The organism is Methylobacterium sp. FW306-05-D (assembly GCF_058782155.1).
In genome coordinates, this window is record NZ_JBYSXL010000034.1 from 1 (window position 1) to 22792 (window position 22792).

Annotated in this window: 24 protein-coding genes; 8 read left to right on the forward strand and 16 right to left on the reverse strand. The window is 72.8% G+C overall.

From position 1 onward, the window contains the following. The first annotated feature begins 133 nt into the window (after positions 1–133). Positions 134–1327: a chromate efflux transporter gene (chrA, locus tag AC3WLN_RS13225; RefSeq protein WP_492481868.1), complete on the forward strand. Its 1194-nt coding sequence runs from the start codon at positions 134–136 to the stop codon at positions 1325–1327. Positions 1328–1330: 3 nt separating this feature from the next. Here the strand turns inward: chrA and soxA are convergent, their stop codons facing one another. The 8 genes from soxA to AC3WLN_RS13265 are packed head-to-tail and all read right to left on the reverse strand — an operon-like array spanning position 1331 to position 7572. Further along, positions 1331–2083, reverse strand: coding sequence for a sulfur oxidation c-type cytochrome SoxA (soxA, locus tag AC3WLN_RS13230; protein WP_492481951.1), 753 nt, complete (start codon positions 2081–2083; stop codon positions 1331–1333). Between the two features lie 17 nt (positions 2084–2100). Beyond that, positions 2101–2421, reverse strand: a complete 321-nt coding sequence (soxZ, locus tag AC3WLN_RS13235) for a thiosulfate oxidation carrier complex protein SoxZ (RefSeq protein WP_492481870.1) — start codon at positions 2419–2421, stop codon at positions 2101–2103. 6 nt (positions 2422–2427) lie between these two features. Beyond that, complete coding sequence (locus AC3WLN_RS13240) at positions 2428–2904, reverse strand: SoxY-related AACIE arm protein (RefSeq protein ID WP_492481872.1); 477 nt, start codon at positions 2902–2904, stop codon at positions 2428–2430. Next, the gene (gene soxX / locus AC3WLN_RS13245; RefSeq protein WP_492481874.1) at positions 2901–3380 is read right to left on the reverse strand and encodes a sulfur oxidation c-type cytochrome SoxX; all 480 of its coding nucleotides are present in this window, start codon (positions 3378–3380) and stop codon (positions 2901–2903) included. The genes AC3WLN_RS13240 and soxX overlap by 4 nt, the downstream gene beginning before the upstream one ends. A 5-nt stretch (positions 3381–3385) precedes the next feature. Further along, positions 3386–4636: an FCSD flavin-binding domain-containing protein gene (locus tag AC3WLN_RS13250; protein ID WP_492481876.1), complete on the reverse strand. Its 1251-nt coding sequence runs from the start codon at positions 4634–4636 to the stop codon at positions 3386–3388. Further along, positions 4633–4905, reverse strand: coding sequence for a c-type cytochrome (locus tag AC3WLN_RS13255; protein ID WP_492481953.1), 273 nt, complete (start codon positions 4903–4905; stop codon positions 4633–4635). Before AC3WLN_RS13255 ends, AC3WLN_RS13250 begins: the two co-directional genes overlap by 4 nt. Positions 4906–4916: 11 nt before the next feature. Beyond that, positions 4917–7100, reverse strand: a complete 2184-nt coding sequence (locus AC3WLN_RS13260) for a xanthine dehydrogenase family protein molybdopterin-binding subunit (protein WP_492481878.1) — start codon at positions 7098–7100, stop codon at positions 4917–4919. Positions 7101–7110: 10 nt separating this feature from the next. Next, positions 7111–7572 carry a (2Fe-2S)-binding protein gene (locus AC3WLN_RS13265; RefSeq protein WP_492481880.1) on the reverse strand — a complete coding sequence of 154 codons (462 nt, stop codon included), beginning with the start codon at positions 7570–7572 and terminating at the stop codon, positions 7111–7113. Positions 7573–8515: 943 nt separating this feature from the next. On the opposite strand from AC3WLN_RS13265, the gene AC3WLN_RS13270 reads away from it, so the two are divergent. After that, positions 8516–9229, forward strand: a complete 714-nt coding sequence (locus AC3WLN_RS13270) for a Crp/Fnr family transcriptional regulator (protein WP_492481882.1) — start codon at positions 8516–8518, stop codon at positions 9227–9229. 94 nt (positions 9230–9323) lie between these two features. On the opposite strand, the gene AC3WLN_RS13275 is transcribed toward AC3WLN_RS13270, so the two are convergent. The 4 genes from AC3WLN_RS13275 to AC3WLN_RS13290 are packed head-to-tail and all read right to left on the reverse strand — an operon-like array spanning position 9324 to position 12043. Further along, entirely contained in the window at positions 9324–10160 is an 837-nt protein-coding gene (locus tag AC3WLN_RS13275) for a VOC family protein (RefSeq protein ID WP_492481884.1), read from the reverse strand. Then, positions 10157–11077 carry an SMP-30/gluconolactonase/LRE family protein gene (locus AC3WLN_RS13280; RefSeq protein WP_492481886.1) on the reverse strand — a complete coding sequence of 307 codons (921 nt, stop codon included), beginning with the start codon at positions 11075–11077 and terminating at the stop codon, positions 10157–10159. Before AC3WLN_RS13280 ends, AC3WLN_RS13275 begins: the two co-directional genes overlap by 4 nt. Positions 11078–11081: 4 nt before the next feature. After that, a complete protein-coding gene (locus AC3WLN_RS13285; protein ID WP_492481888.1) occupies positions 11082–11552 on the reverse strand; it encodes a cupin domain-containing protein in 471 nt (156 codons plus the stop codon). Further along, a complete protein-coding gene (locus AC3WLN_RS13290) occupies positions 11549–12043 on the reverse strand; it encodes a DoxX family protein (protein WP_492481890.1) in 495 nt (164 codons plus the stop codon). Before AC3WLN_RS13290 ends, AC3WLN_RS13285 begins: the two co-directional genes overlap by 4 nt. 276 nt (positions 12044–12319) lie before the next feature. On the opposite strand from AC3WLN_RS13290, the gene AC3WLN_RS13295 reads away from it, so the two are divergent. Next, positions 12320–13882 carry a GMC family oxidoreductase gene (locus AC3WLN_RS13295; RefSeq protein ID WP_492481892.1) on the forward strand — a complete coding sequence of 521 codons (1563 nt, stop codon included), beginning with the start codon at positions 12320–12322 and terminating at the stop codon, positions 13880–13882. Then, positions 13879–14841 (forward strand): alpha/beta hydrolase fold domain-containing protein, encoded by a 963-nt coding sequence (locus AC3WLN_RS13300; RefSeq protein ID WP_492481894.1) that lies wholly within the window; start codon positions 13879–13881, stop codon positions 14839–14841. The genes AC3WLN_RS13295 and AC3WLN_RS13300 overlap by 4 nt, the downstream gene beginning before the upstream one ends. A 346-nt stretch (positions 14842–15187) precedes the next feature. Here AC3WLN_RS13300 and AC3WLN_RS13305 read toward each other — a convergent pair whose 3' ends face one another. Both AC3WLN_RS13305 and AC3WLN_RS13310 read right to left on the reverse strand, forming a co-directional pair. Next, positions 15188–16351, reverse strand: a complete 1164-nt coding sequence (locus AC3WLN_RS13305; RefSeq protein WP_492481896.1) for a GGDEF domain-containing protein — start codon at positions 16349–16351, stop codon at positions 15188–15190. A gap of 151 nt (positions 16352–16502) precedes the next feature. Continuing rightward, a complete protein-coding gene (locus tag AC3WLN_RS13310; protein ID WP_492481898.1) occupies positions 16503–16775 on the reverse strand; it encodes a hypothetical protein in 273 nt (90 codons plus the stop codon). Positions 16776–17023: 248 nt separating this feature from the next. Here AC3WLN_RS13310 and AC3WLN_RS13315 point away from each other — a divergent pair, with 248 nt between their 5' ends. From AC3WLN_RS13315 to AC3WLN_RS13325, 3 genes are all read left to right on the forward strand, one after another. Then, positions 17024–18082 (forward strand): tyrosine recombinase XerC, encoded by a 1059-nt coding sequence (locus tag AC3WLN_RS13315; RefSeq protein ID WP_492481900.1) that lies wholly within the window; start codon positions 17024–17026, stop codon positions 18080–18082. Between the two features lie 22 nt (positions 18083–18104). Then, complete coding sequence (locus AC3WLN_RS13320; RefSeq protein WP_492481902.1) at positions 18105–19421, forward strand: leucine-rich repeat-containing protein kinase family protein; 1317 nt, start codon at positions 18105–18107, stop codon at positions 19419–19421. A gap of 132 nt (positions 19422–19553) precedes the next feature. After that, complete coding sequence (locus AC3WLN_RS13325) at positions 19554–19916, forward strand: hypothetical protein (protein ID WP_492481904.1); 363 nt, start codon at positions 19554–19556, stop codon at positions 19914–19916. Between the two features lie 21 nt (positions 19917–19937). On the opposite strand, the gene AC3WLN_RS13330 is transcribed toward AC3WLN_RS13325, so the two are convergent. After that, positions 19938–20828 carry a LysR family transcriptional regulator gene (locus tag AC3WLN_RS13330; protein WP_492481906.1) on the reverse strand — a complete coding sequence of 297 codons (891 nt, stop codon included), beginning with the start codon at positions 20826–20828 and terminating at the stop codon, positions 19938–19940. A 118-nt stretch (positions 20829–20946) separates the two neighbouring features. On the opposite strand from AC3WLN_RS13330, the gene AC3WLN_RS13335 reads away from it, so the two are divergent. Further along, a complete protein-coding gene (locus AC3WLN_RS13335; RefSeq protein WP_492481908.1) occupies positions 20947–21813 on the forward strand; it encodes an SDR family oxidoreductase in 867 nt (288 codons plus the stop codon). A 108-nt stretch (positions 21814–21921) separates the two neighbouring features. Here the strand turns inward: AC3WLN_RS13335 and AC3WLN_RS13340 are convergent, their stop codons facing one another. Beyond that, positions 21922–22710 (reverse strand): SDR family NAD(P)-dependent oxidoreductase, encoded by a 789-nt coding sequence (locus AC3WLN_RS13340; protein ID WP_492481910.1) that lies wholly within the window; start codon positions 22708–22710, stop codon positions 21922–21924. Positions 22711–22792: the final 82 nt, after the last annotated feature.

Below are 22792 nucleotides of genomic sequence, written 5' to 3' on the forward strand. Positions count from 1 at the left end.
CCCGCCCGCCGAACGATCCCTCGCCGCGGAATTCGCCGCCGCAGGATCTCCTGCCGTGGTTTCCCCTGCCGAAGTCCCGCCTGCCGCAGCGCCCTCCGCCGAAGTGCCCCCCGCCGGAGGATCGCCCGCGGAGGTGTTCCGGGTCTTCCTGAAGCTCGGCCTCACCGCCTTCGGCGGCCCGATCGCGCATCTCGGCTACTTCCGGGCCGAGCTGGTGCAGCGCCGGCGCTGGATGGACGAGGCCGGGTACGCCGACCTCGTCGCCCTGTGCCAGTTCCTGCCGGGGCCGGCCTCCAGCCAGGTCGGGTTCTCCCTCGGCCTGCTGCGGGGCGGCGGCCTCCTCGGGGGGCTCGCGGCCTGGGCGGCCTTCACCCTGCCCTCCGCCCTGGTGCTCCTCGCCTTCGCCCTGGGGGCCGGCGCCCTGATGGGGCCCTGGGCCGAGGCCGTGCTGCACGGCCTCAAGCTCGTGGCCGTGGCGGTGGTGGCCCAGGCGGTCTGGGGCATGGCCCGCACCCTCACCCCCGACCGGCCCCGCGCCGGGATCGCCGTGGCGGCGCTGACGGGCGTCGTCGTCCTGCCCGGCGCCGTCGGCCAGGTGCTGGCGATCGGCCTCGGGGCGGCGGCCGGGCTGTTCCTGTGCCGGGCCGGCCCCGCCGCGACCGGCGGCCGCCTCGCGGTGCCGGTCTCGCGACGGGCGGGCGCGGCGGCGCTGATGCTGTTCGCGATCCTGCTCGTCGGCCCGGCTCTCCTCGCGCCCGTCCTGCCCGCGCCGGGCGGCGGGGGGCCGGCGGCCCAGGGGCTCGCCCTGTTCGACGCCTTCTACCGCTCGGGCGCCCTGGTGTTCGGCGGCGGCCACGTGGTGCTGCCCCTGCTGCAGGCGGAGCTGGTCGGCCCCGGCTGGATCGACCCGGCCCGGTTCCTCGCCGGCTACGGCGCCGCCCAGGCGGTGCCGGGGCCGCTCTTCACCGTGGCGGCCTATCTCGGCGCCGCGGTCCAGCCGGCGCCGCACGGGCTCGCCGGGGCGGCCATCGCCCTGGCGGCGATCTTCCTGCCCGGCCTGCTCCTGGTCTACGGCGCCCTGCCCTACTGGGACGTCCTGCGCGCCCGCCCCCGGGCCCAGGCGGCGATGCGCGGCACCAACGCCGCCGTGGTCGGCATCCTCGGGGCCGCCCTCTACGATCCCGTCTGGATCAGTGCCGTGGGCAATGCCCGCGACTTCGCCCTCGCGGTGCTGGCCTTCGTGCTCCTCACCGTGGGGCGGGTGCCCCCCTGGATCGTGGTGCTGCTCACGGCGGCCGGCGGCCTCGCGCTGTCCTGGGCCCGCTGACCCTCACGGACGCACCGCCGGGGTCTCCACCGGCAGGGGCGCGGCCCGGTCCATGAGGTAGCGCTCCAGGGCGACGAAGTCCGGCGACCCGTCGGCGAAGGGCTCGGCCCGCATCCCCGTCATGCAGTTGCGCAGCCGCCGCTGCACCGAGCCGACCCCCTGCCATTCGAGGCGATAGAGCGGGTAGCCGGTGGGATGTCCCTGCGGGATCAGGGCCGCGCCGAGCCGGCGCCCGTGATTGGCGTCGTGGCAGGCGGCGCAGGACAGACCGAGCTGGCCCATGCGCCGGGTGAACAGCGCCGCGCCGGCCGCCCGGGCGGGACCGAGGCGGGGATCGTCCGGGACCGTGATCGGCAGGCCCGCGGACTGGGCGGCGACGTAGGCGGTGAGCCCGAGGAGTTCCCGGCTCTCGTACGGGTAGGGCTCCGCGCCCTGGTGGCGGCGCCGGCAGGCGTTGACCCGGCCCTGAAGGTCGATCGGCGCCCCGGTCTCGGCGTCCCAGGCCGGGTAACGCGTAGCGACGCCCCGCATCGCGGTCGCGGCCTCCCCATGGCAGCCGGCGCAGGCGCGTCCGCCCGGGGCCGGCGGCTGGCCCCAGAGGTCGGCGCCGTCCTCGAGCCAGAGCAGGGCCGGGTTGGCCATGGCGTCGCGCTGCATCGCCTGGATGTCCGGGCTCATGGTGTCGAAGCCCGAGCGCCGGTCGGCCGGCGGAATCTCGCCCGCCCGCGCCGGGCCCGCCGCCAGGCCCGCCAGCATCAGGAGCGCGAGCCGCCTCACGTCACCGTCAGGGTCGCGGTCTCGGTCTGCGAGAAGCCGTTGTCGCCGCGCCAGGTGAAGGTGAGCGTGCCCGTCTGCGTCGCCCGCAGGCTGAAGGTCAGGTAGGGGTTGGCCGCCGTCGCCGGGAACAGCTCGGCCCGGAACACCGCCTCGCCGTCGTACAGGCAGGTGAACTCCGTGATGATGTCGCGCGGGCGGATGCGCCCGTCGGCCCCCGGCCGGAAGCCGGTCTCCATCGGATGCGAGATCAGGGTCTTGATCGTGACGACCTCGCCGGCCCGGGCGGTCTTCGGAACGTTGATCAGGGTACGGGCCATGGCGGCTCAGCCCTCCAGGCAGGCGGCGAGGGTGACGATGGCATCGGCCGTGGTCGACCAGTAGCGGCCGTCGCTGGTCTCCGCAATGGCGGTGATGCGTTGCGTGTCGGCGAGGCGGATTCGGGTCGTGATCGCGACGCGACCTCCACGCGACCCCAGGTATACCGTGATCACGTTCGGCTGCGGATTCTTGTCGTTGAACACCGCGATGCGCCGGACATGGTCCTCCGGCGTCATCGGGCTGTCCACCGTCACGGTGATCGTCACCGCGTTGCCGTTCTCGACCAGCGGCGGCAGGTCGAGGCGGATGCGCCCTGCCTGGATCTCGGCCTCGCCGGCAAAGCGCCGGATGGCCTCGGCGGTGCTCTCGGTGCGGGTCGCGGCCCCGGCCGCCACCGGGCGCAGGGCGACGGTCGCGGCGATGCCGGGTCCCAGGGCGAGGAGTCCGCGACGGCTCGGACGATGGGATGTCTGCGGGCTCACGGCGCCGGCCTCTCCGATGGTGTGTCGCGCAACGTCGCCAGGAAGGCGACGATGTCCTCGATCTCCTGGGGTCCCAGGACGGGCCGGCCCCGCCAGGCCGCGCCGACCCGCACGGTGCCGGCGAGGCTGTAATAGGAGGGCATGATGGTGTCCGGGTTCAAGACCCGGCCATCGACGAGGCGCAGGCGCAGGGCACCGGGTGCCAGGCGATCGCCGACGCCCGTGAGATCGGGGCCGAGATTGCCGGTGAAGCGCTCCTCGGGGAACGGCCCGGCATGGCAGAGCAGGCAGAGTCCCCTGGTCCGGTCGGTGACGATCACCCGCCCCCGCGCGGGATCGCCCGGTACCCCCGTCAGGCTGGCGGGAATGCCTTGGCCGACGATGGTGACGGGTCGCACCCCCTCCGCCTCCAAAACCTCTCCGGCCTCCGCCCGCGCGGGCAAGGTCGCGCAGGCGATCCAGGCCCAGCGAAGCACCCCCCTCACCCGAAGACCTGCCGCGTAATGGTGCGATACCAGTCGGCGGCGTAGAGCGCCTCCTGCTCGCGCAGGGCCAGCGGCGCATCGACCGGGCTGATCCCGCCGGCGCCCTCGACATCCGCAAGGACGCCGCCCGCCGGATGGTAGACCCCCGCGATGGAGATGCCGTAGCCGGGCGCCACCAGGCTGTAGCAGGTGTTGATCAGCTTCGGGATCTCGGGCGCGCGCCCGGCCAGGAGATCGATCACCGCATCGGCGCAGACCTTGGCCTGGGCATTGGCCGAGAAGGCGGATTTCGGCATCGCCCCGGCGATGGCGGCGTCGCCGATGACGTGGATGCCGGGCACCAGCCGCGATTCGAAGGTGACGGGATCGATCGGACACCAGCCGCTTCGGTCGGCCACCCCGGCGATCGCCGCGATCCGGCCGGCCCTCTGGGGCGGGATGATGCAGGCGACATCCGCCTTGTACTCCGAGAAGTCGGTGCGGACGATCATGGCGTCCGGATCGACGGCGCTGACCTGACCGCCCTCGGCCAGGGGCACGTATTCGAGCTGGGTCGGGTAGAGCGCGGCCCAGGCCGATTGGAACAGGCGCTGCTTGGAGAAGGCATCCTTGGCGTCGAGGAGGATCAGCTTCGCGCGCGGCTTGGTGGTCTTGAGAACATGGGCGATCAGGCTCGCACGCTCGTAGGGACCGGGCGGGCAGCGATAGGGATTACCCGGCACCGACAGCACCACGGTGCCGCCCTCCGGCATCGCCGCGAGTTGCCGGGCCAGCAGCAGCGTCTGCTCGCCCGCCTTCCAGGCGTGGGGCATGCGGTCGGCGGCGGCCGCGTCGTAGCCCGGAATGGCGTCGAAGCGCAGGTCGATTCCCGGCGATAGCACGAGGCGGTCATAGGCGAGCGTGCCGCCATCCGCGAGCGTGACCCGGCGGGCGGGCGCGTCGATCCCGGTGGCGGCGGCGTGCACCACCCGGATGCCGCCGCGGGCGAGACCCTCGTAGCCGAAGCGCTGGGCCGCCATGGGCTGCAGGCCGGCGATGACCTCGTTGCTGAACGGGCAGGAGACGTAGGTCGGGTTCACCTCGACCAGCGTCACGTCGAGGCCGCCCCGGTGGAGCGCGCGCGCGGCGGTGGCGCCCCCGAAGCCGCCGCCGACCACCACGACCTTGGCGGCGGCCTGCGCGAGGGCGGGCCGCGCGAGGGCGAGAGCCGCCCCGGTGGCGAGAAGCGCGCGGCGCGTGGTGCTCATGGCCGGCCCTGCCATGCGAGATAAGCCGCGATGGCCCGGCTCTCCTCGTCCGAAAATCCCTTGGCGATGCGGCTCATCACGCTCGCGGGCCGCGCCCCCGAGCGGTACGCGGCCAGAGCCGCCACGATCTCGGCCTCCGGGCGCCCGTCGATCGCCCCCATGGCGGCCCCCTCGGCGTGGCATCCGGCGCAGGAGGACGCCCCCGGCGGCGGGCGCTCCGCCGCCGAGGCGACCCCGACCGACCCGGCCAGGAGCCAGGCCGCGACCATGCCGAAGCGCCTCACGCCCGGCGCAGGTCCGTGTTCTTCACCGGCATCTGGCGCACGCGCTTGCCGGTGGCCGCGAAGATGGCGTTCAGCACGGCGGGCGCTGCCACCGCGATGGTGGGTTCGCCGACCCCGCCCCAGAACCCGCCCGACGGCATCACGATGGTCTCGACCACTGGCATCTCCTCCAGGCGCATCACCGGATAGGTGTCGAAGTTCGTCTGCTCGATGCGACCGTCCTTGACCGTGCATTCCTGGTAAAGCGCCGCCGACAGGCCGTAGACGAAGGAGCCGGCGATCTGGGCGTCGATCTGCTGCGGATTGAGGGCATGGCCGGGATCGGTGGCGGCGACGATGCGGTGGACCTTGACCGCTCCATCATCGCCGACCGAAACCTCGGCCACGGCCGCCACGTAGGAGCCGAAGCCCATCATCTGGGCGAGTCCCCGGTGGACACCTTGCGGAGGCGTCGTGCCCCAGCCGGCCTTGTCCGCCACCGCCTGCAGCACCGCCCGGTGCTTGGGGTGCTTGTCCATCAGCTTCAGGCGGAAGGCCAGCGGGTCCTGCCCCGCCGCATGAGCGAGTTCGTCCATGAAGCATTCGAGGTAGATGGCGTTCGGGTTCATGTTCACGCCGCGCCAGAACCCCGGCGGCACGTGCGGGTTGCGCATGGCGTGATCGACGAGGATGTTCGGGATGGTGTAGCCGATCGCGGCTTCCGCGCCGCCTGGGTTGAGGCCCTGGAACACCACCGGGTCCTTGCCGTCCACCATCCGGTTCGGCGCCACCGAGACCAGGATCGACTGGCCGGAGATGCGCATGTGCAGCCCGGTGAGGTTGCCGGCCTCGTCCAGCCCGGCGCGCATCCGGCACTGGGTGATCGGGTGGTAGCGCCCGTGGGTCATGTCCTCCTCGCGGGTCCAGATCAGCTTGATCGGGGTCCCGGGCATCTCCTTGGCGATCAGCACCGCCTGGCGGAGCCAGTCGTGGGTGGCGCCGCGCCGGCCGAAGCCGCCGCCGAGCAGGAGCTTGTAGACGTCGCACTGGTTCGCCGAGAGGCCGGCGGCCTCGGCCACGGCGGCGAGCGCGGCCTCGCCGTTCTGGGTCGGTGCCCAGGCCTCGCAGCGTTCCGGCGTCCAGCGCACCGTGGCGTTCATCGGCTCCATGGTGGCGTGGTTCTGGAACGGCACCCCGTAGGTCGCTTCCACGACCCGGGCCGCGCCCTTCAAGGCGGCCGTTACGTCGCCGCCCTTGTTGCCCACATAGGCGTCCTGCGCGTCGAGGCCCTCGCGCAGGGTCGCCGCGATGGTCTCGCTCGAGACCTGACCGTTCGGGCCCTCGTCCCAGACGATGGGCAGGGCCTCCACCGCGGTCTTGGCGCGCCAGAACGTATCGGCGATCACCGCCACGCCGGACTCGCCCACCGCGACGACCCTCTTCACGCCGGGCATGCCCGCGACCGCCTTGGCGTCGAAGCTCTTCACCGTTCCGCCGAAGACCGGGCAATCGCGGATCGCCGCGTTCAGCAGGCCCGGCATCGTCAGATCGATGCCGTAGACCTGGCTGCCATCGGTCTTCTCGACGGTGTCGAGGCGCTTCACGGGCTTGCCCGCGATGGTCCAGTCCTTGGGGTCCTTGAGGACGATGTCCTTGGGCGGCGTGACCTTGGCCGCCTCCATCGCCACCGCGCCGAAGGTGGTGGTGCGGCCGGAACCAGCGTGGCTAATCACGCCCTTCTCGACCCGGCACTCGGAGGGGGCCACGCCCCAGCCCTTGGCCGCGGCCTCCACCAGCATGATGCGGGCGGCGGCGCCACCTTTGCGAACATAGTCCTGGGATTCCCGGATACCGCGGCTGCCGCCGGTGCCGAAATCGCCCCAGACCCGGCCGCGGGCGACGTTCTGGCCCGGCGTCGGGTACTCGGTGACAACCCTGCTCCAGTCGCAGCCGAGTTCTTCGGCGACGAGTTGGGCGAGGCCCGTGAGGGTGCCCTGGCCCATCTCGGAGCGAGCGATGCGGATCACCACGGTCTCGTCGGGCTTGATCACCACCCAGGCGTTGACCTCGGGGGTGAGCGCGGCGGCGCCCCCCTGGGCGGCGGCCCCGGGGAAGGGTACGTGGAAACCGAGGCTGAGGCCGGCGGCGGCCGTGCCGGCCACGAAGGCGCGGCGGGAGAGGTTTTTCATGGGAGCGTTCATGGCTCTCTCCTCAACCGGCCTGGCCGCCGGCGGCGGCGAGCTTGATGCCGGCGAGAACACGGTTGTAGGTGCCGCAGCGACAGATGTTGGTGATCTCGGAGCGGATCTGCGCCTCGCTCGGGTGCGGGTTCTGCGCGAGCAAAGCCGCCGACGCCATGATCATCCCGGATTGGCAGAAGCCGCATTGCGGCACGTCGAGTTCGGCCCAGGCCTTCTGCACCGGGTGGGAGCGGTCCTTCGACAGGCCCTCGATCGTCACGATCTTCTGGTCCGGCGTGACGCTGGAGACCGGCATCGAGCAGGAGCGCACCGCCGTGCCGTCGATGTGCACCGTGCAGGCCCCGCACTGGGCGATGCCGCAGCCATACTTCGTGCCGGTCAGGCCCGCCTGCTCGCGGATCACCCAGAGGAGCGGCGTATCGGGCTCGGCCTCGACCTCGCGGACGGTGCCGTTCAGGTTCAGACGGATCATGCGTTTCCTGCCGTGTTGCCCAGTCGTGAGCCGTGCTCCGCCAGATCTCCGCGGCGACGGCTTCGTCTTTGGAACGGTTGTACGGTGCCGTGGTCGACCAAGTCCACAGCCATTTGTCGCGACGACACGTAACGGGTCGAACCCTGGAGCGGGACGATCCTGAGACGCTGATGGGCAGACTTCACGGGGATCTGCCTGATCTTCGTCGATGCTCGCGGCACGCGTGGCGGACGTCGGTCATGCTCCGGTGCGGGCTCCGAAACGGGGCACCGCGCTCCTCCGCGAGGACCGAGACGATGGCAGGGGCGTGGCACCGGCTCAGGGCCGCGTCGCGGTTGAAACCTGCGCCCGCGGCGCCGACATCAAAGATGTCTCACGAAGGTCCGGTCCGTCCAGAGGGCGCGGATCTTCCATACCGATCGAAGTGCCTCCTTCCCAAGGTCGGTGCTCCAATAGGGGCCGGGCGGCTCAAGTCTCAACAGCTGTCCCCGTCCGGCCCTGCCCCGCCCGCACGAACCGGTGGGATTCCGATGCGACGCCCGGGATCGAGGTCAGGCGGCCATACGTGCCCTCGGGCAGCCCATGCCTGCCGGCGAAGCGCGCCTTCAGAGCCCAGGCGTCCCGGCCGTGCCCCGCCCGCGCCGGGTCTCGATCAGGCGCAGGACTTCGAAGGCTCGCACGCCCGGCAAAGCGTCGGAGCGTTGTCGTTCGGGCGATGAGCGTCTGTGGCGACACCGACGGCCAAAGTTGGCGCCTTCTCCTCGGTCTTCATGCTACAAGATGACGACGGAGCGGCCCGGCCGAGCTATGGGATTTCGACACGCCTCCCCTTCCCGGGGGAGAGGGGCTGTCGTCAGCCTCTCAGAACCTAGACCTATCGGCATCAAACCTTCCCAAGAAAGGCATTTTCGCAATGAGCCTCGCCGCTGGTGCCGATCTCAGCATGCTCATTCGGAAGCTGGAGACCATCATCACGGTCTCCGATGCGGAGCGTCGGGCGATCGAAGGCCTGCCGGTGACGCGCCGCCACCTGGGCGCCCATCAGGACATCGTGCGCGACGGCGACCATCCCAAGCAGTGCTGCCTTGTGCTGGAGGGGTGGGCCTTCCGCTACAAGCTCCTCGACGAGGGCAAGCGTCAGATCCTGTCGATTCACATCCCGGGCGACATCCCGGACCTGCAGAGCCTGCACCTGCCGGTGATGGATCACAGCCTCAGCACGCTGACAGCCTGCACGCTAGCCTTCATCCCGCATGAGGCGTTGCTCGATCTCACCCGCAGTTATCCCGGCATCACGGCCGCCCTCTGGCGCGACACGCTCGTGGATGCCGCGATCTTCCGGGAGTGGATGACCAATATCGGCCGGCGCTCGACGCTCGGCCGGATCACCCATCTGTTCTGCGAGATCTATCTGAAGCTTCACGCCCTGGGACTGGCGCGGGACTTCACCTGCGAGATGGCCCTGACGCAGGGCGACATCGCCGACGCGATCGGTGTCTCGAACGTGCATGTCAACCGCGTCCTGCAGGAACTGCGCGGACAGGGCCTGCTGACCCTCCAGGGGCAGCGCCTCGTCATCCACGATTGGGACGCCCTGACGAACCGCGCGGAGTTCGACCCGGCCTATCTGCATCAGAGGAGGTCGGTCCTCCCATGACCCCGGGCCTCCAGCCCGTGCGGATCCGGACCCGGAGCAGGGACGAGGGACGCCCGCCGCCGCTCGGGCAACCGGCCCGTTCCGGCGCGGGGCCTCAGGTCAGGAGGAGGCGATGGCCGTCCGGGTCGCGGAGCGGGCGGGGTTCGCCGCCGGCGCCCGCGAAGACCAGGACGGTGGCGGCGATGTCGCGGTCTCCGCAGGGCTGCGCGTCACGGGAAAATTCACCAGCATAATCAAGAAGTTCGACGTGCGGCGTCGGGGCGCCCGGCGGGGTCAGGCCCGTCACGGTGACGTGCGGGTCGGCCACGCCGTCGAGGCGCGCCTGCTCGGGACCGACATTGAGCGAACGCGCGCCCACCGAGAAGCCGAGGCCCGCGTAGAAGGCAAGGCTCGCGGCGGTGTCCGTCACCGAGAGGGCCGAATGGTCGATGCCGAGGCAGGGATCCGGCCCCGGCCGGCGCCAGGCCTCGGGTATACCAGCGGCGGGAAATGCAAGGAATTCAAGGGGATGCCCCTCGGGGTCGCGGAACTTGAAGGCGCTCACCCCGCCCGAGGCCGCGGGCAGGCGCTCCGGCCCGGCCGTGGAGATCGGGCGCCAGCCCGGGCAGGCGGCGAGGCGGGCATGGGCGGCGGCCATGTCCGAGACCACGAGGGCGATGTGCTGGAACAGGGGGCTCCAGCCCGGCACGGCGTCGGGATAGGGCCGGCCCGGCCGGTCGAATCCGACGAGGTCGACGGCCTGCGCGCCGAGCCGGAGCGACACGACGGTTTCGCCAAAAGTGGTTCGCCGGTCGACCAGGGGTCGCGTCGAGGTCACGCGGGTGAAGCCGAGGGCCGCGGTGAAGAACACGGCCAGGGCCTCGGGGTCGGCACTGACCAGGCGGATGCGGCTCAGGCGGAGGCCTGCAGGGCTCGGCGGGCCGGCGCTCACGGCGTCTGCGCCCCGCGCCGGTTGAGGAAGATGGCGTAGAGGGTGTGCGAGCCGCCGATGAACAGGCGGTTCTTCATCCGGCCGCCGAAGGCGAGGTTCGAGACCCGGTGGGGCACGAAGATCTTGCCCATGAGGTGGCCGTCCGGGTCGATGCAGTGGACGCCGTCGGCGGCGCTGCTCCAGACGTTGCCGTCCTCGTCGACCCGCAGCCCGTCGCAATACCCCGGCGCGATAGTGTGGAAGACCCCGCCGCCGGAGAGCGCGAAGTCCGGCCCGACATCGAAGACGCGGATGAACTGGCGCGGGTTCGGCCGGCTCTGGTCGCCGGTCTCGGAGACGTAGAGCCTTCGCTCGTCGGGGGAGAAGGCGAGCCCGTTCGGGCCGTCGAAATCGGTGGCCATGGCGCGGATCGCGCCCGAATCCGGGTCGAGGCGGTAGAGGGCCGGCGGCTGCTCGGAGGTCTGGCGTCCGCCCTCGTAGTCGTTGGAAATGCCGTAGACCGGATCGGTGAACCAGATCCCGCCGTCGGAGGCCACCACCACGTCGTTCGGCGCGTTGAGGCGGCGCCCGGCATGGTGGCTGACGAGGGTGGTGACGGCGCCGTCGTACTCGGTGCGGGTGAGGCAGCGGTTCCGGTGCGAGCAGGCGATCAGCCGGCCCTGGCGGTCGCGGGTCTGGCCGTTGGCGAAGTGCGAGGGCGCCCGGTAGACGGACAGGCCTTCCGCCTCGCTCCAGCGCAGGGTGCGGTCGCGGGGCAGGTCCTGGAACAGGAGGCAGTCGGCATCCCCGAACCAGACCGGCCCCTCGATCCAGCGGAAGCCCGTGGCGATCTCCTCGAGTTCGGCATTGCCGAGCAGGTACCCGGCAAAGCGCGGATCGACGATTTCGAAGCCCGGATTCGGGAGCGGGGACGCCATGGCGCTACCGGAACCGGCAAGGGGTGGCGAGGGTCGGGGGCGAATCGAACTGCACCACCATCAGCACGGCGGGTTCGTCGCCGACGGTGCCCGAGAGGTGCCCCTGGCGCCCGTCCCGCTCGCGCGTGTTCTGGTCCTCCCCGAAGGAGATCTCGCCGGGTCCCATCTCGACCCGGGTGCCGTCCATGGATTCGACGAACCAGCGGCCCGAGAGCGGGATGATCCATTGGGGCTTGGGGTTCTCGTGCCAGGCGCCGGTCCAGCCCACCGGCTGCACCGTGACCATCACGGTGGCGCCGTCATGGGTCTTGCGGCCCTGCCATTGCGGGTCGGCCGGCGGCTGCATCGACTTCATGTCGAAATCGGTCAGTGCGCAGCGGGTCTGGTGGCTGACGCCCTCCGCGTCGGTCCAGAGGTGCCAGTAGGGCACGCGGGGTTTCTCGGGGGCGGTCTCGTCACGCGTGGAATCGCTCATGGGCTTGTCCTGGCGGGCTCGGGAAAAGGGGTGGTGCGGTAGGGCTGCGAGGAGGCCAGCGGATCGGCGAGGAAGAGCCGCACCGTGTCGGCCCCGGTGCCGAAGGTGATGAGCAGAAACCCGCCGGCCAGGGCGAAGTTCTTCAGGAAGTCCCAGAACAGGCCCCGGCCCTTGCTGTCGCCGCCGGCCCAGAAGTCGCCCGGGCGCCAGAACTGCTTCCACAGGAGGGCGGTGAGCCCGCAATAGCCGGCGAGCACGAAGGCGGCGGCCCGGTCGGCGATGCCGGTGAGGATGCCGGCCGACATCACCACCTCGACGAAGAGCCCGGCGAGGATGAGCGCGCGGGCGAGCCCGGTGGTGGCGACGCGCTCGCGCGCCTGGCCCACCGCCCCGCGAAAGTTCAGGATCTTGTCCAGCGCGCTGAAGGGCAGGAACAGCAGCACCAGGAGGAGCCGGACCGCGAAGGCGACGACGAGGCTGAAGGTGATCACGGCGTGGTCCTGCGAGGCGCGATCCGAAGGGGGACGCTGGCGGGCGGTGACGGTGACGGGTGATGAGGTCGGCCGGCGATGACGAAGGCGCGCGAACGTGATGCCATCGGCGGTTGAACGCGGCACCCGCGCGCCGGTTCAAACGTTCGCAGCGTCGGATGCCGCGGGTCGGCGCGCACCCGCCGGACGGCACGGCCGTGGCATCCCTGGGGCAACCCCGGCCCCGGCAGCCCGAGGCACAGGCCCGCGGAGAACCCCGATGAGCGAAGGACCCCCATGAGCGACGAGCATTACGACGTGGTCATCGTGGGCTCGGGCCCCGGCGGCGGCACCATGGCCTGGCGCCTCGCGCAGACCGGCAAGCGCGTGCTGCTGCTGGAGCGCGGCGGCTACCTGCCGCGGGAGCGCGAGAACTGGGACAGCCAGGCGGTCTTCGTGGATGCGCGCTACCAGGCGCCCGAGACCTGGTACGGCGCCGACGGGCGCACCTTCCACCCCGGCCTGCACTACTACGTGGGCGGCAACAGCAAGGTCTACGGCTCGGTGCTGCTGCGCCTGCGCGCCCGCGACTTCGACGTGGTGCGCCACCCGGACGGCGACGCGCCCGAATGGCCGGTGAAGTACGACACCTTCGAGCCCTACTACCAGGCGGCGGAGGAGCTCTTCCACGTGCACGGCCTGCGCGGCGAGGACCCCACCGAGCCGCCCGCGCCCAAGCCCTACGCCTACCCGCCGGTCTCCCACGAGCCGCGCATCCAGGAGCTCTTCGACGGGCTGAAGCGCGAGGGCCACCGGCCCTTCCATCTGCCGGTGGGCGTGCTCCTCGACGAGCGCGACGGCCAGGCCCTGCCGCACTCGGCCTGCATCCGCTGCGACGCCTTCGACGGCTATCCCTGCCTGACCAACGGCAAGGCCGATGCGCAGATCATCTGCGTCGACCCGGCGCTCGCCCAGTACCCGAACCTCACCCTGTGGACCGGCGCCTATGTCGAGCGCCTCCTCACCAGCCCGAGCGGGCGGGCGATCACCGGCGTCGAACTCGTGCGCGACGGGCAGAGCCGGACGGTCTCGGGCGACATCGTGGTGGTGGCCTGCGGCGCCCTCTCCTCGGCCCTGCTGATGCTGCGCTCGGCCAACGACGCGCACCCCCAGGGTCTCGCCAACGCCTCCGGCCAGGTCGGGCGCAACTACATGCGCCACAACAACGCCACCGTGCTGGCGGTCTCGCGCACCCCGAACCCGACGAAGTTCCAGAAGACCCTCGGGCTGAACGACTTCTACTTCGGCGCGGACGACTGGGACTTTCCGCTGGGCCACATCCAGATGGTCGGCAAGTCCGACGGCACGCAGATCCACGGCGAGGGCCTGCCGGCCTTCCTGCAATGGTTTCCCGAAAAGCCCTTCGACTGGATCGCCAAGCACTCCCTCGATTTCTGGCTGACCTCGGAGGACCTGCCCCGGCCGGAGAACCGGATCTTCTACGAGGGCGGCCGGGTCCGCCTCGACCTGACCGAGAGCAACATGGAGGGGCATCGACGCCTGAAACAGAAGCTGCGCGACCTCTGCGGCAAGCTCGACGTGCACCCGCACCTGTTCGACCGCTCGCTCTATCTCGGCAAGGACACGCCCATCGGCGGCACCGCGCACCAGGCCGGCACCCTGCGCTTCGGCGAGGACCCGGCCACCTCCGTGCTCGACCGCGACTGCCGGGCCCACGGCATCGACAACCTCTACGTCACCGATGCGAGCTTCTTCCCCTCGATCGGGGCCGTGAACCCGACCCTGACCATCATCGCCAATGCCCTGCGGGTCGGCGACCATATCGCGGCCCGGCTGTGAGCAGCCTGCCGGCCCGCCTCCTCGCCCTGGCGATCCGCCTCAGCGGGCGCCGGCGCGGCCTCGCGAAGGCGGAGCGCGACCCCGAGGCGGCGGTGGCGAAGCGCCCGCGCCCGGCCCGGCCGACGCGCGCCCAGCGCCGGAGCCTCGCGGTGACCTGGGAGACCCGCGACGGCTTCGAGGTCTACACCCTCGCCCCGCGCAGGGGCGCCGGGGCTCCCGGCCGGGCGGCCCAAGCGGGCCGGGTGATCTACCTGCACGGGGGCGCCTATACGAGCCCGATCACCCGCCACCACTGGCGCTTCCTCGCCCGGCTGGTCTCGGCCACCGGCCTCACCGTCACGGTGCCGCTCTACCCGCTGACGCCGGAGCATGCCTGCGCGCAGGCGAGCGCCTTCGCGATGGCGGTCTACCGGGCCTGCGCGGAGGCCGATCCGGGCGCGCCCCTCGTCCTGATGGGGGATTCCGCCGGGGGCGGCCTCGCCCTGTCCCTGGCGATGCAGATCCGGGAGGCCGGCGGGGCCGGTCTCGCCGGCCTGCCCGGTCTCGCCGGCCCGCCCGGTCCCGCCGGCCTCGTCCTGATCTCGCCCTGGCTCGACGTCACCACCTCGGACCCGTCCCAGGCCCGGATCGAACCCCGGGACGTGATGCTGATGCGCCCGGGCGTGCGCACCCTCGGGCGCTGGTACGCGGGCCCCTGGGACCCCACGGACGCGCGGGTCAGTCCCCTCTTCGGCACCCTGCGGGGCCTGCCGCCGATCGCCCTGTTCTGCGGCACCCACGACATCCTGGTGGCCGACGCCCGCCGCCTCGCCGCCCTGGCCCGGGCGGAGGAGGCCCCCCTCGCCTATCACGAGGAACCCGGCCTGATGCACGTCTACCCCCTGCTCGGCCTGCCGGAATCCCGCCGGGCCGAGGCGCGGATTCGGGCGTTTCTGGGGGCGCGGATGGGGTGGGGGTGAGGGCGACGGACTGGACGAACGCGGGCGGCTTCGGTGTGGTCCTGCGGCGTCGTGAAGGCTCATTTTGGATCGAGAGGGGGGCGCTAGAGTCCGACCTCGTCGGTCTAAGAGGTGTAAAGCAGACCCTTGGTCCCATTCAACTCGGGCTCAGATCCCTAGCAGGGGCGAGCGAATGGTAGCAAAGGAGCGGAAGCCGACCTCTTCCGCCAGCAAATCCCGCCCGCGCACGCCGCCCCGTCGGCGAAGAAGCGTCAATGCCTCTCGGGCTTCCGTGGCGACATGGCGACGGACGAGCGGGGGGCCGCGTCACCAGCGATTAAACCCCTCCGGCGTAGCGCCCGCGCCCTCACGCCGCCGCGGACCAGTCGCAGGGGCCGGCGGCCTCGATGCGGTTCCGGCCGAGGACCTTCGCCCGGTAGAGGGCGCCGTCGGCGCTCGCGAGCAGGCCGGCGAGGTCGCGGCCGTCCGGGGCCGCGAGGCCGATGCTGACGGTGGCGGGGATTCCGGGGCCTTCCGCCCGCGCGGTCGCCGCGGCGAACCGTTGGGCGATCGCCGTGCCGCGGCGGAGCGCCTGCTGGCGGTCGCAGCCGGGCAGGAGCGCGGCGAATTCCTCGCCCCCCAGCCGGACCAGGAGCGCGTCGGGGCCCGCCCCGTCGCGGGCGATCTCGGCGAACAGCTTGAGGATCGCGTCGCCGGCCGCATGGCCGTGGCGGTCGTTGATCGCCTTGAAGTGGTCGAGGTCGAAGGCGAGGAGCGAGACGGGGCGGCCGGGCCGCGCCGTGAGCATCCGCGCGCCCTGCTCGAAGAAGGCGTGGCGGTTCGCGAGCCCCGTCAGCTGGTCGGTGTGCGAGAGGCGCAGGAGGCGCCGCGTCTCCTCCTCCCGCACGAGGGCCAGGAAGGACATCGGCATCGCCACCGAGTACAGGACCGCCTCGTACATCGTCGCCTTCGCGACGACGGACAGCATCTCCGGCCCGTAGCGCTGCACCAGGACGGGGGCGAGGAAGGCCCGGCCGAGGTAGAACACGGCATGGACGGCCGAGACCGACGCCGCGACCGGCCGGGACCGCAGGCCCCGGACCGTGCGGCTGCGCAGGAGCGTCCAGGCCGTCAGGCCGCAGACCAGGGCGATGGGCAGGGCCGAGACGTGGTTCCAGAAGGCGGCCGGGAACTGCGTGCCGGCGAGGACCCAGACGAGGGCCAGGACGGCCAGGGCCGCCGCCGACGCGCGCAGGTGCCGCCGGCCGTCGAGGCCCGCCATGGCGTTGAGGACGAGGAGGTAGCCCGACACCATCAGGAGGTTGGTCGCCCCCATGCCGAGGGCGACGGAAACGTGGCCGCGGTTCATCGCGACGACGCAGCCGAGCACGAAGACGAACAGCCCTGCGGCCAGGATGCCGAGGACGCCGGCGCGCGCTGGATGGGCCTGCCGCTCCCAGAGGAGAAGCGCGGCCGACACCAGCAGCGTCCCGACCGTCAGGTACCAGAGGGTTTGGAGATCGATCTGCATCGCTCGGCCTGTCTCGCGGCCAAGCTTAACGGCCGATGCCTGCCAGGTCTCTTAAGGTGCAGCCCTTGTCTTCGACATGGTTCGCACACCCTTAAGCGGACGCCCGGGCGATGACCGGGCCGGCGCGACCCGCAGGTCTTTTCGCCGACCCTCACATCTCCGTCCGCTCATCGGGTGCGCGGCCGTTGCCGGGGCGCGGGCTGGCGCCTTCACCTCGGATGAACCGGCGGATGACCTTCCTCTCCCGCTCCGTCTCGACCGTCGAGACCCGCCCGAACCACCGATCGAGCCCAATCGACGTCAGGAAGACCAGGATCCAGCCGATCGAGAACAGGACCCATTCGGTCTCGGCGGCCTGCAGCCGCCCGGACCAGGCTCTCACGAGCAATCCGGACAGATAGATGACCGGGTAGGTCCAGAACATTGTCCAGTTCGAGGGCATCGCCGACCTCCGCATGCGGGCACCCTGCGCGGCAGGACATGACGGCACCTGACCGGAGACGCGCAAAGGCAACCTTTCGCCGACCGTCGAGAGCGGTCCCGTTCTGGCACGACCGCTCCGGCGCGCTCGTCCCGTCGGACGAGAGGACCGGTGTGCGGAGCCGCGACACGGGACGGCGCGGCGCCCCCTCGGCAACGGAGCGTCAACGCCTCTCGGGCTTCCATGGCGGGATGGCATCCTCCGCATCCGACCCCGCCCCGCTGCCCGCCGACGCCCTGGCCTTTCCCGGCGATGCGGGCCTGCGCGCCGAGGCCCTGGCCTGGCAGGACGAGCTCGCCCGCGAGCGGCGCCTCTCGCCCAACACCGTCGAGGCCTATGCGCGGGACCTGCGCCAGTTCCTGGCCCATCGGGCCGGACGGCACGGCACGCCCGGCCTCGCGGCGCTCGTCGCCCTGAAACCCCGCGACGTGCGCGCCTTCATGGCGGCGCGCCGGGCCGACGGGGTCGGCGGGCGCTCGCTGATGCGGGCGCTGGCGGGCCTGCGCTCCTTCGCCCGCCACCTCGAGCGCCAGGGCCACGGCAGCGTGGCGGCCCTGGGCGCCGTGCGCTCGCCCAAGGTCGAGCGGCGCCTGCCGCGCCCGATCCCCGTCGCCGCCGCCCGGGCGATGACCGGGCCGGAGCTGCGGGCCGGCGAGGCCCGCGAGTCCTGGATCCTGGCCCGCGACGCCGCCGTGCTGGCCCTGCTCTACGGCTCGGGCCTGCGCATCTCGGAGGCCCTCGGGCTCACCGCCCGGGACGCGCCGGGGCCGGGGGTCGATTCCGTCACGGTGCTCGGCAAGGGCGGCAAGAGGCGGATGGTGCCGGTGCTGCCCGTGGTGGCGGCGGCGGTGGCGGCGTACCGCGCGGCCTGCCCCTACGCCCTCGCGCCCGAGGGCCCGCTCTTCGTGGGCGCCAAGGGCGGCCCGCTCTCGCCGCGCGTCATCCAGTACGCCGTGGCGGCGATGCGGGGCGGCCTCGGCCTGCCCGAGAGCGCCACGCCCCACGCCCTGCGCCACTCCTTCGCCACCCACCTGCTGGCGCGCCGGGGCGAATTGCGGGCGATCCAGGAGCTGCTCGGCCACGCCTCGCTCTCCACGACGCAGCTCTACACCCAGATCGACGCGACCCGCCTGATGGAGGCCTTCGACGCCGCCCATCCGCGCGCCGGCACCGGCCCCGCCCGGGCGGCGGCCCGGCGCGAGAAAAGCCGTGCGCCCGGCCCCCCGCCCGCGCTAGGACCGGCGGCATGACCCGCCGCCCCGCCGCCTCGCGATGACGAAAGACCTGCTGGCCGCCCTGCGCCGGGGCGACTGCGCCGGAGCGAGGGCGCTGCGCTTCCCCCCCGGCCTCGCCGAATTCCCGCGCGAGATCTTCGGGCTCGCCGACACCCTCGAACTCCTGGACCTGAGCGGCAGCCACCTCGATGCGCTGCCGGCGGATTTCGGGCGCCTGCGGCACCTGCGCGTGCTGTTCTGCTCGGGCAGCCGCTTCACCCGCCTGCCGCCGGTGCTGGGGGAGTGCCCGGCCCTGAGCCAGGTCGGCTTTCGCGGCACCGGGCTCGTGGAGGTGCCGGGCGAGGCCCTGCCCCCCGCCCTGCGCTGGCTCACCCTCACGGACAACCGCATCGCGACCCTGCCGGACGCCCTCGGGCAGCGCCCGCGCCTGCAGAAGCTCATGCTGTCCGGCAACGCCCTGACCCGGCTGCCCGAGAGCCTGGCGGGCGCGCCCAACCTCGAACTGGTGCGGCTGGCCGCCAACCGGCTGGAGGCGCTCCCGCCCTGGCTGACCCGCCTGCCGGCCCTGGCCTGGACCTCCTTCGCGGGCAATCCCCTCGACGACGCGCCCGGGCTCCCCGACGTGCCGGGGGTGCCCTGGTCCGCCCTCGAGCCCGGCGACCTCCTCGGCGAGGGCGCCTCGGGCCGCGTGCACCGGGCCCTCTGGCGCCGGGGCGACGCGCCGGCCGAGGCGGTCGCCCTGAAGCTGTTCAAGGGCGCCATGACCAGCGACGGCCTGCCCGAGCGCGAGATGGCGGCCTGCCTGGCGGCCGGCGCGCACCCGCACCTCACCGGCGCCCTGGGACGCCTCGTCGACCACCCGGAGGGCCTGGAGGGCCTGCTGATGCCGCTGCTGCCGGCGGCGTGGCGGGTGCTCGCCGGCCCGCCGAGCCTGGAGAGCTGCAGCCGCGACGTCTACGCGCCCGGCCTCGCCCTGGCGCCCGCGGCGGCCCTGCGCCTCGCCCGCGCCGCCGCGGAGGCCTGCGCCCATCTCCACGCCCGCGGCCTCCTGCACGGCGACCTCTACGGCCACAACATCCTGTGGGACGGCACCGAGGGGGCCGCCGTGCTCAGCGACTTCGGCGCCGCCTCGACCCTGCCCGAAGGCCCCGCCGGCGCGGCCCTGCGCCGGGTCGAGATGCGGGCCTGGGGGCTGCTCTTCGGCGAACTCCTCACCCTGGCGGGCCTCGAAGCCGGCCCCTGGCGCGACCTGGAGCGGGCCTGCACGGGGCCCGACATCGCGGGCCGGCCGGAGTTTTCGGACCTGCTCGCCCTGCTGCCGACCGAGAGGACGGTCGCCGGCCGCGCCGACTGATGTGCGGAAAGCACAGGCGCCGTCCGGCATGGGCCGCGACGGATCGAAACCACGCCCCGGCCCGGCGCGGCCCAGATTTCGTCACGGTGGACCGCCAGGGACCGCAGCCGGAATCAAGGGGTTAGGGTCATCATGAAGGCATTCACCTCCGCGCTGCTGCTCGTCGGCGCCCTCGCCGCCCCGCAGGCCGCGATGGCCGCGAGCAAGACCACGGTGGGCGTCGGCACCGGCGCGGTGGCGGGCGCCCTGGTCGGCGGACCGGTGGGCGCGGTCGTGGGCGGCATCGTCGGCGGCTATATCGGCGCCACCTCGGAGAGCCCCCGGCCGCGCCGCCGCCGGGTGCGGGCCGCCCGGCGGGCCGCGCTCGCCCCGCGCAAGCTGCGGGTGGCGGAGGAGCGCGCCGCGCCGATGCGCCCGGCCGCCCCGGTCGCCACCGGCAGCCTCAGCCCCGTCACCACCGCGCCCGCCGCGACCATCTGGCGGAACCCGCGCTAGCGGCGCCCGCGGCCCCGGCCCTCACCCGCCGACATAGGCCGCGAGCTCGTCCGGCGTGCCGTGCGGGAAGGCCCGCTTCAGGTGGTCGAGGAAGGCCGAGACCCGGGCGCTGAGCAGCCGGCGCGACGGATAGAGCGCCCAGAGCGCCACGTCGGGACCCTCGACGTCGCCCCAGCGCACCAGGGTGCCGGCGGCCAGGTCGCGGCTGACCAGCGAGATCGGCAGGCGCCCGGCCCCGACGCCGGCCCGGATCGCGTCGCGCACCATGATCAGCGACGACAGGCGCAGCACCGGCTCGAAGGGGATGGCCGCGCCTCCGCCGGGGCTCCGCACCGTCCAGGCCCCGCCGCCGCCCGCGCCGCGCACCACGGCCGGCGCGGCCCGGGGCGCCACCGGCGGGGCGAGGCCCGGGCTCGCCACCACGACCAGGTGGTCGTGCAGGACGATGCGCCCGATGAGGCTCGCGTCGGGCTCCGGATTGACCCGGATCGCGAGGTCGTAGCCCTCCTCGACCATGTCGACGGCCCGGTCTTCCGTGGTGACCTCGAGCCGGACCTCGGGATGCGCCAGCGCGAAGGTGGCCGCGAGCTTGCCCATGGCGATCTGCGAGAACAGGAGCGGGGCGCTGACCCGGAGCCGGCCGCGCGGCGTCGCGCTGCCCGAGGCGATGGCCGCCGCCGTCTCGTCGAGCTCGGCCAGCAGCATCCCGGTCCGCGCGTGCAGGGCGCGCCCCTCCTCGGTGAGGGTGAGCGCGCGGGCGCCGCGCTCGAACAGGCGCAGGTCGAGGGCGGCCTCCAGTTCGGAGACCCGGCGCGACAGGGTCGCCTTCGGCCGCCCGGCCGCCCGGGCGGCGCGCCCGAACCCGCCGTGGCGGGCGACGAGGTTGAAATCCGCGAGGGCGAGGAGGTCCATGGGTCCACCGAGACGTGTTCCATCTGTGAGACGGACTGTCCCGATATAGCGCCTATCGGCACAGGCGTGGATCACTCATTTTCGGCCTGCCACCCCCGGCAATCCGGAGAGAGACACCATGACCATCCTCGTGACAGGCGCCACCGGCACCATCGGCCGCCAGGTCGTCGACCATCTCGTGCGGCGCGGCGCCGATGTCCGCGCCCTCGTCCGCGACCCGGCCAGGGCCGGCCTGCCGGCGGGCATCGCCGTCGTCCGGGGCGACCTCCTCGACGTCGCCTCCCTGCGCGAGGCCTTCGCGGGCGCCTCCACCCTGTTCCTGCTGAATGCGGTGACGGCCGACGAGGTCACCCAGGCGCTGATCGCCCTCAACGTCGCTCGCGAAGCCGGAATCCGGCGGGTGGTCTACCTGTCGGTGATCCACAGCGACGTCTACGTGAACGTGCCGCACTTCGCCGGCAAGTTCGCCGTGGAGCGGATGATCGAGGCGATGGGCTTCGAGGCCACCATCCTGCGCCCCGCCTACTTCATGAGCAACGAGCACACGATCCAGGACGTGGTCCTCCAGCACGGACTCTACCCCATGCCGATCGGGTCCAGGGGGCTCGCCATGGTCGACGAGCGCGATCTCGGCGAAGTCGCGGCCCTGGCGCTGATCCGGCGGGCGCAGGCCGACGGCCCCCTCCCCCTCGACCGGATCAACGTCGTCGGTCCGGAGACCCTGACCGGGGAGGCCGTGGCCGCGATCTGGTCGGCGGTGCTCGGCCGCCCGGTCGCCTATGGCGGCGACGACACCGCCGGGTTCGAGCGGACCCTGCAGGCGTTCATGCCCGGCTGGATGGCCTACGACATGCGCCTGATGGCCGAGCGCTTCCTCTCCGACGGCATGGTCCCCGAGGCCGGCGACGTCGCGCGGCTGACCGCGCTCCTGGGCCGCCCCTTGCGGACCTACCGGGAGCGCGCCGCCGCGATCGCGGGCGCCTGATCCAAGATCGCACCGATCCCGGCCCATGGTCGGGACCCGTGAGGGGCCGGCGGATGACCGCCGTCGCGCAGGCGGGCCGCGACGAGGCCGGACCCTGCGCCCGGTGCCTCAGGCGCCGCCCCACTGCATGGTCAGGCCGCCATCGACCACCAGGGTGTGGCCGGTGACGTAGTCGGCATCGTCCGAGGCGAGGTAGAGGATCGCCTGGGCGATCTCGTCGGGCTGGCCGGCCCGGTGCCACGGGATGCGCTCCAGGGACTGGGCAAGCTTGTCCGGGTTCTCGAAGCGGTCGGCGGTCATCGGCGTCTCGATCAGGCCGGGCGCCACGTTGTTGACGTTGATCCGGTCCTCGGCCAGTTCCCGCGCCAGGCTGCGGCAGAGGGAGCCGACGCCCGCCTTCGACATGCCGTAGGGGGCGCTCTCCGGGGTGGGCAGGTGCTGGGCCACCGAGGAGACGATGACGATCTTGCCGCGCCCGCCCTGGGCCCGGCGAACCTTGATGAAGGCCCGGGCGCAGAAGACCGGGGCCATCAGGTTGACGCGCAGGATCTGCTCAAGCTTGCCGTCGTCCATCTCGGCCACCGGCATCCCGCTCATCGCCTGGCCGGCATTGTTCACCAGGATGTCGAGCACGCCGAGATCTTGAGCGACCCGCGCGAAGGTCGCCTCCACGGAGGCCGGATCGCCGACGTCGTTCTGGATCACGAGGCAGCGGCGGCCCGCCGCCTCGACCCGGCGCGCGGTCTCGCGGGCGCCGTCCGCGTCGGTGTTGTAGGTGATGGCGACATCGGCGCCCTGGCGGGCGAACAGCTCGGCCGTCGCCTGGCCGATTCCCGAATCCGCGCCCGTGATCAGCGCGCGCTTGCCGTGCAGTGTCCCGTTGCCCTGCGATGTCATGGTGGACCGGTCTCCTCGCACCGTTCGAATCGATGCGGGGACAAGGGCCGGGCGCCCGGCCCTGTTCCGGGCCGCGACGCCG

Coding starts and splice junctions, on each gene's coding strand:
- soxA (WP_492481951.1), bottom strand. CDS start 2,083: ATGCTGGCGGGCCTGGCGGCGGGCCCGGCGCGGGCGGGCGAGATTCCG.
- soxZ (WP_492481870.1), bottom strand. CDS start 2,421: ATGGCCCGTACCCTGATCAACGTTCCGAAGACCGCCCGGGCCGGCGAG.
- AC3WLN_RS13250 (WP_492481876.1), bottom strand. CDS start 4,636: ATGAGCACCACGCGCCGCGCGCTTCTCGCCACCGGGGCGGCTCTCGCC.
- AC3WLN_RS13255 (WP_492481953.1), bottom strand. CDS start 4,905: ATGGTCGCGGCCTGGCTCCTGGCCGGGTCGGTCGGGGTCGCCTCGGCG.
- AC3WLN_RS13260 (WP_492481878.1), bottom strand. CDS start 7,100: ATGAACGCTCCCATGAAAAACCTCTCCCGCCGCGCCTTCGTGGCCGGC.
- AC3WLN_RS13265 (WP_492481880.1), bottom strand. CDS start 7,572: ATGATCCGTCTGAACCTGAACGGCACCGTCCGCGAGGTCGAGGCCGAG.
- AC3WLN_RS13270 (WP_492481882.1), top strand. CDS start 8,516: ATGCTCATTCGGAAGCTGGAGACCATCATCACGGTCTCCGATGCGGAG.
- AC3WLN_RS13280 (WP_492481886.1), bottom strand. CDS start 11,077: ATGGCGTCCCCGCTCCCGAATCCGGGCTTCGAAATCGTCGATCCGCGC.
- AC3WLN_RS13285 (WP_492481888.1), bottom strand. CDS start 11,552: ATGAGCGATTCCACGCGTGACGAGACCGCCCCCGAGAAACCCCGCGTG.
- AC3WLN_RS13295 (WP_492481892.1), top strand. CDS start 12,320: ATGAGCGACGAGCATTACGACGTGGTCATCGTGGGCTCGGGCCCCGGC.
- AC3WLN_RS13305 (WP_492481896.1), bottom strand. CDS start 16,351: ATGCAGATCGATCTCCAAACCCTCTGGTACCTGACGGTCGGGACGCTG.
- AC3WLN_RS13310 (WP_492481898.1), bottom strand. CDS start 16,775: ATGTTCTGGACCTACCCGGTCATCTATCTGTCCGGATTGCTCGTGAGA.
- AC3WLN_RS13315 (WP_492481900.1), top strand. CDS start 17,024: ATGGCATCCTCCGCATCCGACCCCGCCCCGCTGCCCGCCGACGCCCTG.
- AC3WLN_RS13320 (WP_492481902.1), top strand. CDS start 18,105: ATGACGAAAGACCTGCTGGCCGCCCTGCGCCGGGGCGACTGCGCCGGA.
- AC3WLN_RS13325 (WP_492481904.1), top strand. CDS start 19,554: ATGAAGGCATTCACCTCCGCGCTGCTGCTCGTCGGCGCCCTCGCCGCC.
- AC3WLN_RS13330 (WP_492481906.1), bottom strand. CDS start 20,828: ATGGACCTCCTCGCCCTCGCGGATTTCAACCTCGTCGCCCGCCACGGC.
- AC3WLN_RS13335 (WP_492481908.1), top strand. CDS start 20,947: ATGACCATCCTCGTGACAGGCGCCACCGGCACCATCGGCCGCCAGGTC.
- AC3WLN_RS13340 (WP_492481910.1), bottom strand. CDS start 22,710: ATGACATCGCAGGGCAACGGGACACTGCACGGCAAGCGCGCGCTGATC.